The following is a 15,390-nucleotide window of genomic DNA, read 5'->3' on the forward strand; positions in this document are numbered from 1 at the left end:
ATGGGATTTGAATTCGATGCGGGCACCATCCGCGGCCTTGGCACGCTGGTCGTTGCCATCGCCTTTATCGGCCTGTCGCTGTGGGTGTTCAACAACCGGCGCAATGAGGAATTCGAGCAGGCGCGCCTGCTGCCCTTCGCCGATGAACCTTCTCCATCCGACGCTCAAGAAGAGCCTGCAACAAGGAGCAATCGGCCATGACCCTATTCTGGAGTACATGGATCTGCGTACTGACCCTCGGCAGCCTGATCGGGCTGACCTGGCTATTGATCGCCACCCGCAAGGGCGAGACCAAGGGCAGTGTCGACCAGACCATGGGCCACGCCTTCGACGGTATCGAGGAATACGACAACCCGCTGCCCCAGTGGTGGTTCATGCTGTTCGCCGGCACCCTGGTGTTTGCGGTCGGCTACCTGGTGCTCTACCCGGGCCTGGGCAACTGGAAAGGTGTGCTGCCGGGCTATGAAGACGGTTGGACCTCGGCCAAGGAGTGGGACAAGGAGATGGCCAAGGCCGACACCAAGTTCGGGCCGATCTTCGCCAAATTCTCGGCCATGCCCGTTGAAGAAGTCGCTAAAGACCCGCAAGCGCTGAAGATGGGCGGTCGCCTGTTCGCGTCCAACTGCGCGGTGTGTCACGGCTCGGACGCCAAGGGCGCGTTCGGCTTCCCTAACCTGGCAGACAACATCTGGCGCTGGGGCGGCTCGGCTGAGGCCATCAAGACCACTATCCTGAACGGTCGCCACGCGGCGATGCCGGCCTGGGGTACGGTGCTGGGTGACGACGGTGTGAAAAACGTCGCTGCCTATGTACGTCACGATTTGGCCAAGTTGCCACTGCCGGCCGATAGCACTGCCGACCTGGATGCGGGCAAAGCGGCGTTCAACACCACCTGCGTGGCTTGCCATGGGCCGGAAGGCCACGGTATGGAAGTCATGGGGGCGCCGAACCTGACGCTGCCAGGCGGCTATATCTACGGCACCAGCCTGGCGCAATTGCAGCAGACCATTCGTCACGGCCGTCAGGGCCAGATGCCGGCGCAGGAACTGTTGCAGGGCAACGACAAAGTGCACCTGCTCGCAGCTTACGTGTACAGCCTGTCTCACAACGCTGATGGTGCAATGCCAGAAAGCGCAGCTCAGTAACACCTGACTGCCGCCCCAATTTGGGGCGGCAGCTCTACCGCGCTACGCGACCAAGTGTCACACCCCTCCAAAGCACAACTTTCCCCTACTGCCATTCGGGTCTACGCTTGCTTGCACAGCGGACCGATCTTGGCGTACGCGACGACAGTCGTTGCGACCCCCAAAATTTCCTGTCCACTCGATCAGCTTTCGATTTCTGATTTTGTCCTTACGCCAAACATGGAAAGGGCGCAGAATCTGGCGTGGAACGCATTGATCCAGGTCAGCCATTGCGTTGCAATGGCCCCTCGCTTTCTACATACTTGCGGCCGATTTTACCTATAAAAAAACCTAAACCGTGGAACCTTAGAATGAGCACAGCAATCAGTCCGACTGCTTATAACTATAAGGTAGTCCGCCAGTTCGCCATCATGACGGTGGTCTGGGGGATCCTTGGCATGGGGCTCGGGGTGTTCATCGCCTCGCAACTGGTTTGGCCGGAATTGAATTTCGACTTGCCATGGACGACCTTCGGTCGCCTACGCCCGCTGCACACCAACCTGGTGATTTTCGCCTTCGGCGGATGTGCATTGTTTGCCACCTCCTACTATGTCGTGCAGCGAACCTGCCAGACGCGACTGATCTCCGATGGCCTCGCCGCCTTTACCTTCTGGGGTTGGCAGGCGGTCATCGTCGGCGCCATCGTCAGCCTGCCACTGGGCTACACCACCACCAAGGAATACGCCGAGCTGGAATGGCCGATCGCCATTTTGCTGGCGATTGTGTGGGTGACCTACGGTGCGGTGTTCTTCGGCACCATCGTCAAGCGCAAAACCAAGCACATCTACGTGGGCAACTGGTTCTACGGTGCGTTCATCGTGGTCACGGCGATGCTGCACATCGTCAATCACGCATCGCTGCCGGTCAGCCTGTTCAAGTCCTACTCGGCGTATGCCGGCGCGACGGACGCGATGATCCAGTGGTGGTACGGGCATAACGCCGTAGGCTTTTTCCTCACCACCGGTTTTCTGGGGATGATGTACTACTTCGTGCCGAAACAGGCCGAACGTCCTATTTACTCGTACCGTTTGTCCATCGTGCACTTCTGGGCATTGATCACCCTCTACATCTGGGCCGGCCCGCACCACTTGCACTACACCGCACTGCCGGACTGGGCACAGTCCCTGGGCATGGCGATGTCGATCATCCTGTTGGCTCCGAGCTGGGGCGGCATGATCAACGGCATGATGACCCTCTCGGGTGCCTGGCATAAATTGCGCACCGACCCGATCCTGCGCTTCCTTGTGGTATCCCTGGCGTTCTACGGCATGTCGACCTTCGAAGGGCCGATGATGGCAATCAAGACCGTCAACTCGCTCTCCCACTACACCGACTGGACCATCGGCCACGTTCACGCCGGTGCCCTCGGTTGGGTGGCGATGATCTCCATCGGTGCGCTGTACCACATGATCCCCAAACTGTTCGGCCGTGCGCAGATGCACAGCGTCGGGCTGATCAACACGCACTTCTGGCTGGCCACCATCGGCACCGTGCTCTACATCGCTTCGATGTGGGTCAACGGCATCACCCAAGGCCTGATGTGGCGTGCGATCAACGATGACGGCACCCTCACCTACTCGTTCGTCGAAGCGCTGCAAGCCAGCCATCCGGGCTACATCGTCCGTGCCTTGGGCGGTGCGTTCTTCGCTGCCGGCATGCTGTTCATGGCCTACAACGTCTGGCGCACCGTGCGTGCCTCGGACCCGGCAGAAGCCGAAGCCGCCGCCAAGATTGCCGTTGTGGGAGCCCACTGATGAAGCATGAAGTAGTCGAGAAGAATATCGGCCTGCTGGCCTTCTTCATGGTCATCGCCGTGAGTATCGGCGGCCTGACCCAGATCGTTCCGCTGTTTTTCCAGGACGTGACCAACAAGCCGGTGGAAGGCATGAAGCCGCGCACCGCCCTTGAACTGGAAGGCCGCGACGTCTACATCGCCAACGGTTGCGTGGGCTGTCACTCGCAGATGATCCGCCCGTTCCGCGCCGAAACCGAACGCTACGGCCACTACTCGGTCGCCGGCGAAAGCGTATGGGACCACCCGTTCCTGTGGGGCTCCAAGCGCACCGGCCCTGACCTGGCCCGTGTTGGCGGGCGTTACTCCGATGACTGGCAACGTGCGCACTTGTACAACCCGCGCAACGTGGTGCCTGAGTCGAAAATGCCGGCGTACCCGTTCCTCGTGGAAAACAAGCTCGACGGCAAGGACACCGCGAAGAAGATGGAAGTCTTGCGCACCCTGGGCGTGCCCTACACCGACGAAGACATCGCCGGTGCAGCTGCAGCCGTAAAGGGCAAGACCGAAATGGACGCATTGGTGGCCTACCTGCAAGGCCTGGGCACCATCATCAAAAGCAAACGGTGATTCTTCATGGATATCGGGATGATTCGTGGCCTGGGCACCGTTGTGGTGATGGTGGCCTTTATCGGCCTGGCGTTGTGGGTGTTCAGCCCCAAGCGCAAGTCGGAGTTTGAAGACGCGACCTTGCTGCCCTTTGCGGATGATCCCGAAGCCATCAAGCACGTCGAGCAAGCTTCTAGGAGTAACAAAGAATGACTACGTTCTGGAGTCTGTACGTCACAGTCCTCAGTCTGGGTACCATTTTCGCCCTGACCTGGCTGTTGCTGTCGACCCGCAAGGGCCAGCGCGCCGAGCAAACCGACGAGACCGTCGGCCACTCGTTCGATGGCATCGAGGAGTACGACAACCCATTGCCCAAGTGGTGGTTCATGCTGTTCGTCGGCACCATCATTTTTGCCCTTGGCTACCTGGTGCTGTACCCAGGCCTGGGAAATTGGAAAGGCCTGCTGCCGGGCTACAACTACCTCGACAACGACAAACAAACCCCCTTCGCCAACGGCCAGACCGGCTGGACCGGTGTGCACGAATGGGAAAAGGAAATGGCCCGGTCGGACGCCAAGTTCGGTCCGATCTTCGCCAAATTCGCCTCCATGCCCATTGAGGAAGTCGCCAAAGACCCGCAAGCCCTGAAGATGGGTGGCCGCTTGTTCGCGTCCAACTGCTCGGTGTGCCACGGGTCCGACGCCAAGGGTGCCTACGGCTTCCCCAACCTGACTGACGCCGACTGGCGCTGGGGTGGGGAGCCGGCGACGATCAAGGAAACCATCATGAAAGGCCGTCATGCCGTGATGCCGGGCTGGCTTCCGGTGCTGCAAGAAGAGGGTGTCAGCGACGTGGCGGCCTACGTGGTCACTCAACTCGACGGCCGCAAACTGCCCGAAGGCGTCAAGGCCGACGTAGCCAACGGCGAAAAACTCTTCGCCGCCAACTGCGTGGCCTGCCACGGCCCAGCCGGTAAAGGCACCCCAGCAATGGGCGCGCCCGACCTGACCCACCCCGGCGCCTTCATCTACGGTTCGAGCTTCGCCCAACTGCAGCAGACCATCCGTTTCGGCCGCCAGGGCCAGATGCCGGCGCAGGAACAATTGCAAGGCAATGACAAGGTGCACTTGCTCGCGGCGTATGTTTACAGCTTGTCCCATGGGGATAAGAAGGCCGAGGAGCAGTAAGGCGACCCCCTTACCCAGAAACACCAAAAAACCCTTGTGAGAGGGGGCTTGCTCCCGATGACGGTGGATCAGTATTAGTGACTCTGACTGACACGCCGCTATCGGGAACAAGCCCCCTCACACATTGGATCTTCGGCTTTTTGAAGGTTGAGCCCGCAAAAACCGTCCATACTTCACAAGTCAATTGATCCAGATCACGTACACCATCAATTGATTTTCCCCAACGCGACCAAAGGTCGCACCCCTTGCGCAGCATCGGGGGCGTATCATTACGCCACTGCAAGACCCCTAATTTGACCCCGGTTGGCACGTACTGGCCGAGGCAAATCTCCACCGCCGTGGGATGCAATGATGAGCGACCAAATACCGGTACATGACGTTACCCCGCCTGCCAAACACTCGACCGCCACCGTCGACCTCTATGCCCCGCGCGAGAAAATCTACACCCGCGCCTTTACCGGCCTGTTCCGCAATTTACGAATGCTCGGCGGCGCTGCTTTGTTCCTGCTCTACTTCGGCACGGTGTGGCTGAACTGGGGTGGCCACCAGGCCGTGTGGTGGAACCTGCCGGAGCGTAAGTTCTTCATTTTCGGTGCAACCTTCTGGCCCCAAGACTTCATCCTGCTGTCGGGCATTCTGATCGTCGCGGCGTTTGGCCTGTTCTTCATCACGGTGTACGCCGGCCGCGTGTGGTGCGGTTATACCTGCCCGCAAAGCGTGTGGACGTGGATCTTCATGTGGTGCGAAAAAGTCACCGAAGGCGACCGCAACCAACGCATCAAGCTGGATAAAGCGCCGATGGGCGCCAACAAATTCCTGCGCAAATTCAGCAAGCACAGCCTGTGGCTGCTGATCGGTTTTGCCACCGGGATTACCTTCGTCGGCTACTTCTCGCCGATCCGCGAACTGGTGTTCGATTTCTTCACCGGCCAGGCCGATGGCTGGTCGTATTTCTGGGTCGGTTTCTTCACCCTCGCCACCTACGGCAACGCCGGCTGGCTGCGCGAACAGGTGTGCATCTACATGTGCCCGTACGCGCGTTTCCAGAGCGTGATGTTCGACAAAGACACCCTCATCGTCTCTTACGACCCACGTCGTGGAGAGCTGCGTGGCCCGCGTAAAAAAGGGATCGACTACAAGGCCCAAGGCCTGGGCGACTGCATCGATTGCACGATGTGCGTGCAGGTGTGCCCCACCGGCATCGACATCCGCGACGGTCTGCAAATCGAGTGCATCGGCTGCGCCGCGTGCATCGACGCCTGCGACAACATCATGGACAAAATGGAGTACCCGCGCGGCCTGATCAGCTACACCACCGAGCACAACCTGTCCGGGCAGAAAACCCACAAGCTGCGCCCACGCCTGATCGGTTACGCCCTGGTGTTGCTGGCGATGATCAGCCTGTTGGCCGGGGCGTTCTTCATGCGGTCGCTGGTGGGCTTCGACGTGAGCAAAGACCGCGTGCTCTACCGCGAAAACGCCGAAGGCCGTATCGAAAACGTCTACAGCCTGAAGATCATGAACAAGGACCAGCGCGACCACACCTACGTGCTCGACGCATCAGGCCTGCCAGACCTCAAGCTGCAGGGCCGGCGCGAGATCAAGGTGGCTGCCGGCGATATCGTCAGCATGCCAGTGGAACTGTCGAGTGCGCCGGAACAACTGCCGTCGAGCACCAACGAGGTGAAATTCACCCTCACCGATGCCGATGACGCCAGCGTCAACATTGAAGCCAAGAGCCGATTCATCGGCCCACAAGTTCGATAAAGAGAGAACGGAACAATGCCCTTAGCCACTGCCGCAAGCCCTTGGTACAAGCACCTCTGGCCCTGGATCATCATCGGGATCCTCGCCTGCTCGGTGACCTTGACCTTGTCCATGGTGACCATCGCGGTAAACAACCCGGACAACCTGGTCAACGACAACTACTACGAGGCTGGCAAGGGCATCAACCGCTCACTGGACCGCGAACGCCTGGCGCAGACCCTGCAACTGCGCGCCAAGTTGCATTTGGACGAACTGACCGGTGAAGTCGAGCTGAAGCTCACCGGCTACAGCAACCCGAACACCCTGGAACTGAACCTGATTTCCCCGACTCAGCCGGAGAAAGATCGCAAAATCAACCTGGCCCGCAGCGACAGCGAACCCGGCCGCTACATCGGCCAGGTCACCGACAAAGTCGAAGGCCGCCGCTTCGTGGAACTGCTGGGCGTGGAAGGCGACAAGACCTGGCGGCTGTTCGAGGAAGAAGAAGTCAGCCACGACAAAGACTTGCTGTTGGGTGATGAACCGTTGCAGGGTGCCGAAGACCTGAAGAAATAAACACCTGCGCTTCGCGCATCGCCGGCAAGCCGGCTCCTACAGACCCACACCCCTCTCGTAGGAGCCGGCTTGCCGGCGATGGGGCCTTCCCAGCCACCAAAGATCCCGAACCATGACCACCCCCACTCCCTGCTACCACTGCGCCCTGCCCGTACCGCCCGGCAGCCGGTTCACCGCCGATATCCTCGGCGAGCGCCGCGAACTCTGCTGCCCGGGCTGCCAGGCGGTGGCCGAAGCAATCGTGGCCGCAGGTTTGGAAAGCTATTACCAGCACCGCAGCGAAGCCTCGGCCAACCCCGAAACGCTGCCGGTGCAACTGGTGGATGAACTGGCGCTGTACGACCGCGCGGACGTGCAAAAACCCTTCGTGCACCACCAAGGCGAACTGGCTGAAACGACCCTGTTGATGGAAGGCATCAGCTGCGCCGCCTGTGGCTGGCTGATCGAAAAACACCTGCGCAGCTTGCCCGCCGTTGCCGAGGCGCGGTTGAACCTGTCCAACCATCGCTTGCAGGTGCGCTGGGCCGACGGGCAATTGCCGTTGAGCCAAGTGCTCAGTGAGCTGCGCCATATCGGCTATGCCGCCCATCCTTATCAGGCCGACCGCGCCGCCGAGCAACTGGCCAGCGAAAACCGCCTGGCTTTGCGCCAACTCGGTGTCGCCGGGCTGCTGTGGTTCCAGGCAATGATGGCAACCATGGCCACCTGGCCGGAATTCAATATCGACCTGAGCCCGGAGCTGCATGTAATCCTGCGCTGGGTGGCGATGTTTCTGACAACCCCCATCGTGTTCTACAGCTGCGCGCCGTTCTTCAAGGGCGCCATGCGCGACCTGCGCACGCGGCACCTGACCATGGACGTTTCAGTATCCCTCGCCATTGGCGGGGCTTATTTGGCGGGAATATGGACCGCGATCACCGGCGTCGGCGAGCTGTATTTCGATGCAGTGGGCATGTTTGCACTGTTCCTGCTGGCCGGTCGCTACCTGGAACGCCGTGCCCGGGAGCGCACGGCGGCGGCCACTGCGCAGTTGGTCAACCTGTTGCCTGCGTCGTGCCTGCGCTTGAAAGACGACGGCCAGAGCGAACGCATCCTGTTGAGCGAACTGGCCCTGGGCGACCGCGTGCTGGTGCATCCGGGCGCGGTGCTGCCAGCAGACGGCGTGATCCTCGATGGCCAGTCCAGCATTGATGAGTCCCTGCTCACCGGCGAGTACTTGCCGCAACCGCGCCAAGTCGGCGACACCGTCACCGCCGGCACCCTCAACGTCGACGGCGCGCTGACCGTCGAAGTGCGCGCCCTTGGCCACGAGACCCGCCTGTCCGCCATCGTGCGCCTGCTAGAGCGCGCCCAGGCCGAAAAACCGCGACTGGCGCAAATCGCCGACCGCGCCGCGCAGTGGTTCCTGTTGTGTTCGCTGATCGCCGCTGCGCTGATCGGCCTGCTGTGGTGGGAACTGGACTCATCACGAGCGTTCTGGATCGTGCTGGCGATGTTAGTGGCGACCTGCCCATGTGCGTTGTCCCTCGCTACACCTACCGCCCTGACCGCCGCCACCGGCACCCTGCACAAACTCGGGCTGCTGCTGACCCGTGGCCATGTGCTGGAGGGCCTGAACCAGATCGACACGGTGATTTTCGACAAGACCGGCACCCTCACCGAAGGTCGCCTGGCCCTGCGCGCGATCCGGCCGCTGGGCGAATTGGGCAGCGACGACTGCCTGGGTCTCGCCGCCGCCCTGGAAAACCGCTCGGAACACCCGATTGCCCGCGCCTTTGGCCGTGCGCCACTGGCCGCTGACGAAGTGCTCAGTACGCCCGGTCTCGGTCTGGAAGGTCGAGTGGGCGAGCGTCTGCTGCGCATCGGCCAGCCGGGTTTCGTCTGCGAACTCAGTGGCTGCCCGATCCCCGCTCCGCCGGACGACGCCGGGCAATGGCTGCTGCTGGGCGACCGCAGCGGCGCCCTCGCCTGGTTCGTACTGGATGACCGCCTGCGCAGCGACGCCCCCGCCCTGCTCGCCGCTTGCAAGGCGCGCGGTTGGCGCACACTGCTGCTGTCCGGGGACAGTTCGCCGATGGTCGCCAGTGTCGCCCTTGAGCTGGGCATAGACGAGGCCCACGGCGGCCTGCGTCCCGACGACAAGCTGCACGTGCTGCAACAGCTGCACAAGGAAGGTCGCAAGGTGCTGATGCTCGGCGATGGCGTCAACGATGTCCCCGTCCTCGCCGCCGCCGATATCAGCGTGGCAATGGGCTCGGCCACCGACCTGGCCAAGACCAGTGCCGATGCGGTGTTGCTCTCCAATCGCCTCGACGCTCTGGTGCAGGCTTTCAGCCTGGCGCGGCGCACCCGACGAGTGATTATTGAAAACCTGCTCTGGGCGGGCCTATACAATGGCCTGATGTTGCCGTTTGCTGCTTTGGGCTGGATCACGCCAATCTGGGCGGCAGTCGGCATGTCCATCAGTTCGTTGACCGTGGTACTCAACGCCCTGCGCCTGACTCGCGTGCCGAGCGCACAGGCCGCCAGCGCCCCCTCAATCACCCGCCCGCTGCCCGCGTGAGCCGCGCGGGCATGGAGTGCAGATGCCAGCTTTATACGTGATGATTCCGGCGGCGCTGCTGATAGTGGCCATCGCTATTTACATCTTCTTCTGGGCCGTGGACAGCGGCCAGTACGATGACCTCGACGGCCCGGCCCACAGCGTGCTGTTCGACGACCAGGACCCGAACCACCTGGCCGCCATCGACGAAGCCAACGGTCCGGAACAACCGCCCAAAGACCCACCTCATGCTTGAATTGGCGCCGCTGCTGGTCTCCGCGCTGATTCTGGGCCTGCTGGGCGGCGGTCATTGCCTGGGCATGTGCGGCGGGCTGATGGGCGCGCTGACTTTGGCAATTCCCAAGGAACAACGCAGTCGCCGGTTTCGCCTGCTGCTGGCGTACAACCTGGGGCGAATCCTCAGTTACGCCACGGCTGGGCTGTTGATCGGCCTGGCCGGCTGGGCCGTGGCCAATAGCCCGGCGGCGATGTTCATGCGCGTGCTGGCCGGTCTGCTGCTGATCTGCATGGGCCTGTACCTGGCCGGTTGGTGGAGCGGCCTTACCCGTATCGAAAGCCTCGGGCGCGGCCTGTGGCGGCATATCCAGCCCGTTGCCACCCGTTTGCTGCCGGTGTCCAGCCTGCCCCGCGCTCTACTGCTGGGCGCGCTGTGGGGCTGGTTGCCGTGCGGGTTGGTCTACAGCACCCTGCTGTGGGCCGCGAGCCAGGGCAATGCGCTGGACAGTGCCTTGCTGATGCTCGCGTTCGGGTTGGGCACCTGGCCCGTGCTGCTGGCGACTGGGCTGGCCGCCGAACGCGTCACCGCGTTATTGCGCAAACGCAGCGTGCGCATGGCCGGTGGATTGCTGGTCATTGTGTTCGGTATTTGGACCTTGCCAGGGCCGCACCAGCACTGGCTGATGGGCCACTAAAAGGCCATGTGGCATAGCGCCGCTGCTCGTTGATGCAAATCAAGATGCCCTCTGCCCCACGCCTCTAGACTCGGCCCACTAGCCTATCCGGGGGACGCCCGCATGCTCGACGCCATTCGTTGGGACACCGATCTGATTCATCGCTACGACCTGGCGGGACCGCGCTATACGTCCTACCCCACCGCCATACAATTCGACAGCCAGGTCGGCACATTCGACCTGCTACACGCCCTGCGCGACAGTCGCAAGGCTGTGCGCCCATTGTCGCTGTATGTGCATGTGCCGTTCTGCGCGAACATTTGCTACTACTGCGCCTGCAACAAGGTGATCACCAAAGACCGTGGCCGCGCCCAGGCATACCTGCACCGCCTGGAGCAGGAGATCCAAATGGTGGCCTGCCACCTCGACCCGAAACAGCCGGTGGAGCAGTTGCATTTCGGCGGCGGCACGCCGACGTTTCTCAGCCACGACGAACTGCGTCAGGTCATGGGCTCCCTGCGCCAGCACTTCAATTTGCTCGATGATGATTCCGGCGACTACGGCATCGAAATCGACCCGCGCGAAGCCGACTGGGCCACCATGGGCCTGCTGCGTGAACTCGGTTTCAACCGCGTCAGCATTGGCCTGCAAGACCTCGACCCCGAGGTGCAGCGGGCCGTTAACCGCCTGCAAAGCCTGGAAGAGACTCGCGCAGTAATCGATGCGGCGCGCACTTTGCAGTTTCGCTCGATCAATATCGACCTGATCTACGGCCTGCCCAAGCAAACGCCGATCAACTTCGCGCGCACCGTGGAAGAAGTGATCAAGCTGCAACCGGATCGCCTGTCGGTGTTCAACTATGCGCACCTGCCGGAGCGCTTCATGCCCCAGCGGCGCATCGACAGCGACGAGCTGCCAGCACCGGCGGAAAAACTGCTGATGCTGCAAACCACCATCACGCAATTGACCGAGGCGGGTTATCGCTACATCGGCATGGACCACTTCGCTCTGCCGGATGACGAACTCGCCATCGCCCAAGAAGAAGGCACACTGCAACGCAATTTCCAGGGCTACACCACCCACGGCCATTGCGACCTGATCGGCCTGGGTGTGTCGGCGATCAGCCAGATCGGCGACTTGTATTGCCAGAACAGCAGTGACCTCAACGGCTACCAGAACACCCTGGCCGGCGCGCAGCTGGCGACCAGCCGTGGCTTGGTCTGCACCACAGACGATCGACTAAGACGGGAAGTGATTCAGCAGTTGATCTGCAATTTCAGCCTGGTATTCGAGCGTATCGAACAGGCCTTCAATATTGATTTTCGCGGGTACTTCGATGAGATCTGGCTGCAACTTGAGGCCATGGCCAAGGACGGCCTGATCGCGCTCGACGCCCAGGGCATTCGGGTGCTGCCCGCAGGGCGCTTGCTGGTGCGCTCGGTGTGCATGGTGTTCGACGCGTACCTGGAACACCAGAACCGGCAACGGTTTTCACGGGTGATCTAGTTACATCGACCTAGTTACATCGACAACGAAGCGGCCTTGAGCGCCTGATCGGCACTCATGGTTTTCATGGCATTGGCCAAGGAGATTTGGGCCGTCATCAAGCCGGCCTGCAAGGAACTGATGGCACCTTGCACGTTAGCGACCTTGGCCTGAACCTCCTCCGGCGTCAGGCTTTTGTCCGCGGCGATGGCCTGAAGCTCCGCCAATTTTTCGGCGATCTGCTGCTTCAACTGACGGATCATTTTAAGAACTTGCTTAACGTTGTCGTCCAGACCGCTGTCGTCGATATCGGCGTTGGCACTTTTGGCCGCACCCGCAGCCTTGAAGCCATCCGGCGAAATGCTCACCTTCACGCCTTCGCTCGTGGCAGGCGTTGACACGGCATCCTGCGTCTCAACCGCCGCAGCGGGCGGGGCCGGCTCTGGGTTTGGCACACGGATGGAGGGGTTGTTGGCGGCGATGATCAACATGCGCTGAGCTCCTGCTCATGAACGTACACATATGTATCGGCACCGATACACAAAGCTTTATACGGCTGTCTGTTTTTTGTACACGCTGGCCTCACTGCCCCCCAGTGCGTTACCCTTACGTCTTATGTGTGTTTTCCCACAAGGATTTAAGAAATGTCCGAGCCAGTCAAACTGCGCGCTCACAGCCAGGCTCACTGCAAGGATTGCAGCCTGGCCCCCCTCTGCCTGCCACTTTCGCTGAATCTGGAAGACATGGATGCGCTGGACGACATCGTTAAACGTGGTCGCCCGCTGAAGAAAGGCGAGTTCCTGTTTCGTCAGGGCGATCAGTTCGACTCCGTCTATGCAGTACGTTCGGGCGCGTTGAAGACCTTCAGCCTGAGCGACAACGGCGAGGAGCAGATCACCGGTTTTCACCTGCCCAGCGAACTGGTGGGTTTGTCGGGCATGGACACCGAGATGCATCCCGTGTCGGCCCAGGCGCTGGAGACCACGTCGGTGTGCGAAATCCCCTTCGAACGCCTGGACGAACTGGCCATCCAATTACCTCAACTGCGCCGCCAGTTGATGCGCGTGATGAGCCGAGAAATTCGTGACGATCAGCAGATGATGCTGCTGTTATCGAAGAAAACCGCCGACGAGCGCATCGCGACATTCCTGGTCAACCTGTCGGCCCGGTTCCGGGCACGCGGTTTCTCGGCCAACCAGTTCCGCTTGAGCATGTCGCGTAACGAAATCGGCAACTACCTGGGTCTGGCGGTGGAAACCGTGTCCCGCGTGTTCACCCGTTTCCAGCAGAACGAGTTGATTGCCGCCGAAGGCAAGGAAGTGCACATTCTCGACCCGATCCAGCTGTGTGCGCTGGCGGGTGGTTCTCTAGAGGGTTGATGCAGACACTTGTGGCCGCGCCAATCGGTGAGGCCGCAGGTATACTTCGAGTCCGTTTTCCTCCCAGGACTCTTCGACGATGACCTTCGATTCGTTCGACATCAAATCCCTGATCCGCCCCGTCATCGACTTCCCCAAGCCTGGGGTGATCTTCCGTGACATCACGCCGCTGTTCCAATCGCCCAAGGCCCTGCGCCTGGTGGCCGATACCTTTGCCCATCGCTATGTCGAAGCCGATTTCACCCACATCGGCGCGATGGATGCCCGCGGGTTTCTGATCGGTTCGATCATTGCCTACCAACTGAACAAACCGCTGATCCTGTTCCGCAAGCAGGGCAAGCTGCCGGCCGATGTCCTGGCCGAGGGTTATCAGACCGAATACGGCGAAGCTTTCCTGGAAGTGCACGCCGACAGCCTGTGCGAAGGCGACTCGGTGCTGATGTTCGATGACCTGATCGCCACAGGCGGGACCTTGATCGCTGCGGCGAACCTGGTGCGGCGCATGGGTGCGAAGATTTTTGAAGCCGCGGCAATTATTGATTTGCCGGAGCTGGGTGGCTCGCAGCGTTTGGAAGACATGGGAATTCCGACGTTTTGCCTGACGCAATTTGCGCTGTCCGAGCGGTAATATTTGGCTGGACTGACGCTATCAAGGGCTGCCCCCTCCCACACTTGAAGGTGTTTACACATCAAAATGTGGCAGAGGGCTTGCCCCGATGAGGCAGGTAAGCCGCCTCAAAGCCCCATCTGTTTGCTGATGATTTCATTCATCACTTCACGAGTGCCGCCGCCGATCGACAGGATACGGTTGTCGCGATACAGCCTCTCCACCAGGCTGCCGCGCATATAGCCCTGGCCGCCGAGGATCTGCACGGCGTCATAAGTCACCCGATCGGCGGTATCGGTGGCCAGGTTCTTGGCCATGGATATCTCCTTGATCACACTCTTGCCAGCGGCCATCTTGGCGGCTTGGCGGTAGGTGAATTCCCTGGACACTTCCACAGCCGTCGCCATTTCCGCCAGGCGATGCTTGAGCACCTGGAATTTGCCAATGGGCTTGCCAAATGCTTCACGCTGCGCGGCCCATTTGAGGCTTTCCTCAAGCGCAAGCTGCGCGGTCATATTGGCCATCAACGCCAGCGCCAGCCGTTCACTCTGAAAGTTGCCCATGATGCAGGCAAACCCCATGTTCTCGGCGCCGATCAGGTTGCCTACGGGCACTTGGCAATCATCGAAGAACAACTCTGCCGTGTCCGACGCCCACCAACCCATTTTCTTCAGGGGCTGGCCGACGGTGAAACCCGGGGTGTCTTTTTCGATGAGCAACAGGCTGATGCCGCCAAAGCCTGGCCCGCCGGTACGAACAGCAACGGTGTAGAAATCGGCGCGGTTGCCGCTGGTGATAAAGGTCTTGCTGCCGCTGACCCGGTAAACGTCGCCATCACGCACGGCGCGGGTGCGCAGGCTGGCTACATCGGAGCCGCCGCTGGGTTCGGTGACGGCCAAGGCGATGATCTTCTCGCCCGAGAGCACTTGCGGGGCCACACGTTCGCGCACTTCGGGCCGCGCCCATTTGATGATGGGAGGCAAGCCGATATCCAGCGAGCCCAATCCCGCGACCACGCCGCCGGAGCCGCAGCGCATCAATTCCTCGCTGACGGCCACCTTGGCGAACAGATCGCCCTCGTGACTGCCGCCCAAGGATTCGGGATAACCGATACCGAGGATCCCCGCCGCACCGGCCTTAAGGTACAACGCTCGGGGAAAGCTCTCCGCCTCCTCCCATTGCTCGATGCCCGGTAACAGCTCCCGCTCGACAAAACGGCGCACGCTGTCGCGGAGCAATTGGTGGCTGGGGTCGAAGTAGTCCTGATAGGCAGACATCTGCAAGCTCCACGGAGAGGTGGAGCGAAATTACCAAGCGCTTGCTTGGTTAGCAACACAGATCTCAATCACACCGCAAAACCATTGTGGGAGGGGCTTGCTCCCGATAGCAGTGTGTCAGCCAATAGATTCATGACTTATCCACTGCCATCGGG

General features: G+C 61.0%; 16 protein-coding genes. 14 read left to right on the plus strand and 2 right to left on the minus strand.

Annotated features, from left to right (window positions below):
* The 12 genes from G9Q84_RS10520 to hemN all read left to right on the plus strand — a co-directional run bounded on the left by G9Q84_RS10520 (position 1) and on the right by hemN (position 11,993).
* A complete protein-coding gene (locus tag G9Q84_RS10520; RefSeq protein WP_032887681.1) occupies positions 1 to 201 on the plus strand; it encodes a cbb3-type cytochrome oxidase subunit 3 in 201 nt (66 codons plus the stop codon).
* Positions 198 to 1,145 (plus strand): cytochrome-c oxidase, cbb3-type subunit III, encoded by a 948-nt coding sequence (gene ccoP, locus G9Q84_RS10525; RefSeq protein WP_032887679.1) that lies wholly within the window; start codon positions 198 to 200, stop codon positions 1,143 to 1,145. Before G9Q84_RS10520 ends, ccoP (G9Q84_RS10525) begins: the two co-directional genes overlap by 4 nt.
* A 350-nt stretch (positions 1,146 to 1,495) precedes the next feature.
* Complete coding sequence (gene ccoN / locus G9Q84_RS10530; RefSeq protein WP_032887677.1) at positions 1,496 to 2,938, plus strand: cytochrome-c oxidase, cbb3-type subunit I; 1,443 nt, start codon at positions 1,496 to 1,498, stop codon at positions 2,936 to 2,938.
* Positions 2,938 to 3,546, plus strand: coding sequence for a cytochrome-c oxidase, cbb3-type subunit II (gene ccoO, locus G9Q84_RS10535; RefSeq protein WP_003193167.1), 609 nt, complete (start codon positions 2,938 to 2,940; stop codon positions 3,544 to 3,546). The genes ccoN and ccoO overlap by 1 nt, the downstream gene beginning before the upstream one ends.
* Positions 3,547 to 3,552: 6 nt before the next feature.
* Complete coding sequence (locus G9Q84_RS10540; RefSeq protein ID WP_003175465.1) at positions 3,553 to 3,738, plus strand: CcoQ/FixQ family Cbb3-type cytochrome c oxidase assembly chaperone; 186 nt, start codon at positions 3,553 to 3,555, stop codon at positions 3,736 to 3,738.
* Positions 3,735 to 4,712, plus strand: a complete 978-nt coding sequence (gene ccoP / locus G9Q84_RS10545) for a cytochrome-c oxidase, cbb3-type subunit III (RefSeq protein WP_095185370.1) — start codon at positions 3,735 to 3,737, stop codon at positions 4,710 to 4,712. The genes G9Q84_RS10540 and ccoP (G9Q84_RS10545) overlap by 4 nt, the downstream gene beginning before the upstream one ends.
* Before the next feature lie 351 nt (positions 4,713 to 5,063).
* On the plus strand, positions 5,064 to 6,479 hold the full coding sequence (gene ccoG / locus G9Q84_RS10550) for a cytochrome c oxidase accessory protein CcoG (protein WP_032887674.1): 1,416 nt from the start codon (positions 5,064 to 5,066) through the stop codon (positions 6,477 to 6,479).
* 15 nt (positions 6,480 to 6,494) lie between these two features.
* Complete coding sequence (locus G9Q84_RS10555; protein WP_032887673.1) at positions 6,495 to 7,034, plus strand: FixH family protein; 540 nt, start codon at positions 6,495 to 6,497, stop codon at positions 7,032 to 7,034.
* 112 nt (positions 7,035 to 7,146) lie between these two features.
* Positions 7,147 to 9,597: a heavy metal translocating P-type ATPase gene (locus tag G9Q84_RS10560; protein ID WP_122681184.1), complete on the plus strand. Its 2,451-nt coding sequence runs from the start codon at positions 7,147 to 7,149 to the stop codon at positions 9,595 to 9,597.
* A gap of 22 nt (positions 9,598 to 9,619) precedes the next feature.
* A complete protein-coding gene (ccoS, locus tag G9Q84_RS10565; protein WP_032887669.1) occupies positions 9,620 to 9,832 on the plus strand; it encodes a cbb3-type cytochrome oxidase assembly protein CcoS in 213 nt (70 codons plus the stop codon).
* A complete protein-coding gene (locus G9Q84_RS10570; protein ID WP_032887667.1) occupies positions 9,825 to 10,508 on the plus strand; it encodes a sulfite exporter TauE/SafE family protein in 684 nt (227 codons plus the stop codon). Before ccoS ends, G9Q84_RS10570 begins: the two co-directional genes overlap by 8 nt.
* A 102-nt stretch (positions 10,509 to 10,610) precedes the next feature.
* Positions 10,611 to 11,993 (plus strand): oxygen-independent coproporphyrinogen III oxidase, encoded by a 1,383-nt coding sequence (gene hemN, locus G9Q84_RS10575; protein ID WP_181643269.1) that lies wholly within the window; start codon positions 10,611 to 10,613, stop codon positions 11,991 to 11,993.
* 14 nt (positions 11,994 to 12,007) lie between these two features.
* Here hemN and G9Q84_RS10580 read toward each other — a convergent pair whose 3' ends face one another.
* On the minus strand, positions 12,008 to 12,463 hold the full coding sequence (locus G9Q84_RS10580) for a hypothetical protein (protein ID WP_181643270.1): 456 nt from the start codon (positions 12,461 to 12,463) through the stop codon (positions 12,008 to 12,010).
* Positions 12,464 to 12,616: 153 nt separating this feature from the next.
* On the opposite strand from G9Q84_RS10580, the gene fnr reads away from it, so the two are divergent.
* Positions 12,617 to 13,351, plus strand: coding sequence for a fumarate/nitrate reduction transcriptional regulator Fnr (gene fnr, locus G9Q84_RS10585; RefSeq protein WP_032887662.1), 735 nt, complete (start codon positions 12,617 to 12,619; stop codon positions 13,349 to 13,351).
* Between the two features lie 79 nt (positions 13,352 to 13,430).
* Positions 13,431 to 13,979: an adenine phosphoribosyltransferase gene (locus tag G9Q84_RS10590; protein ID WP_032887660.1), complete on the plus strand. Its 549-nt coding sequence runs from the start codon at positions 13,431 to 13,433 to the stop codon at positions 13,977 to 13,979.
* A gap of 107 nt (positions 13,980 to 14,086) precedes the next feature.
* On the opposite strand, the gene G9Q84_RS10595 is transcribed toward G9Q84_RS10590, so the two are convergent.
* Positions 14,087 to 15,235: an acyl-CoA dehydrogenase family protein gene (locus G9Q84_RS10595; RefSeq protein ID WP_181643271.1), complete on the minus strand. Its 1,149-nt coding sequence runs from the start codon at positions 15,233 to 15,235 to the stop codon at positions 14,087 to 14,089.
* Positions 15,236 to 15,390: the final 155 nt, after the last annotated feature.

Origin of the sequence: Pseudomonas sivasensis (assembly GCF_013778505.1) — a bacterium.
GTDB classification, from domain to species: domain Bacteria; phylum Pseudomonadota; class Gammaproteobacteria; order Pseudomonadales; family Pseudomonadaceae; genus Aquipseudomonas; species Aquipseudomonas sivasensis.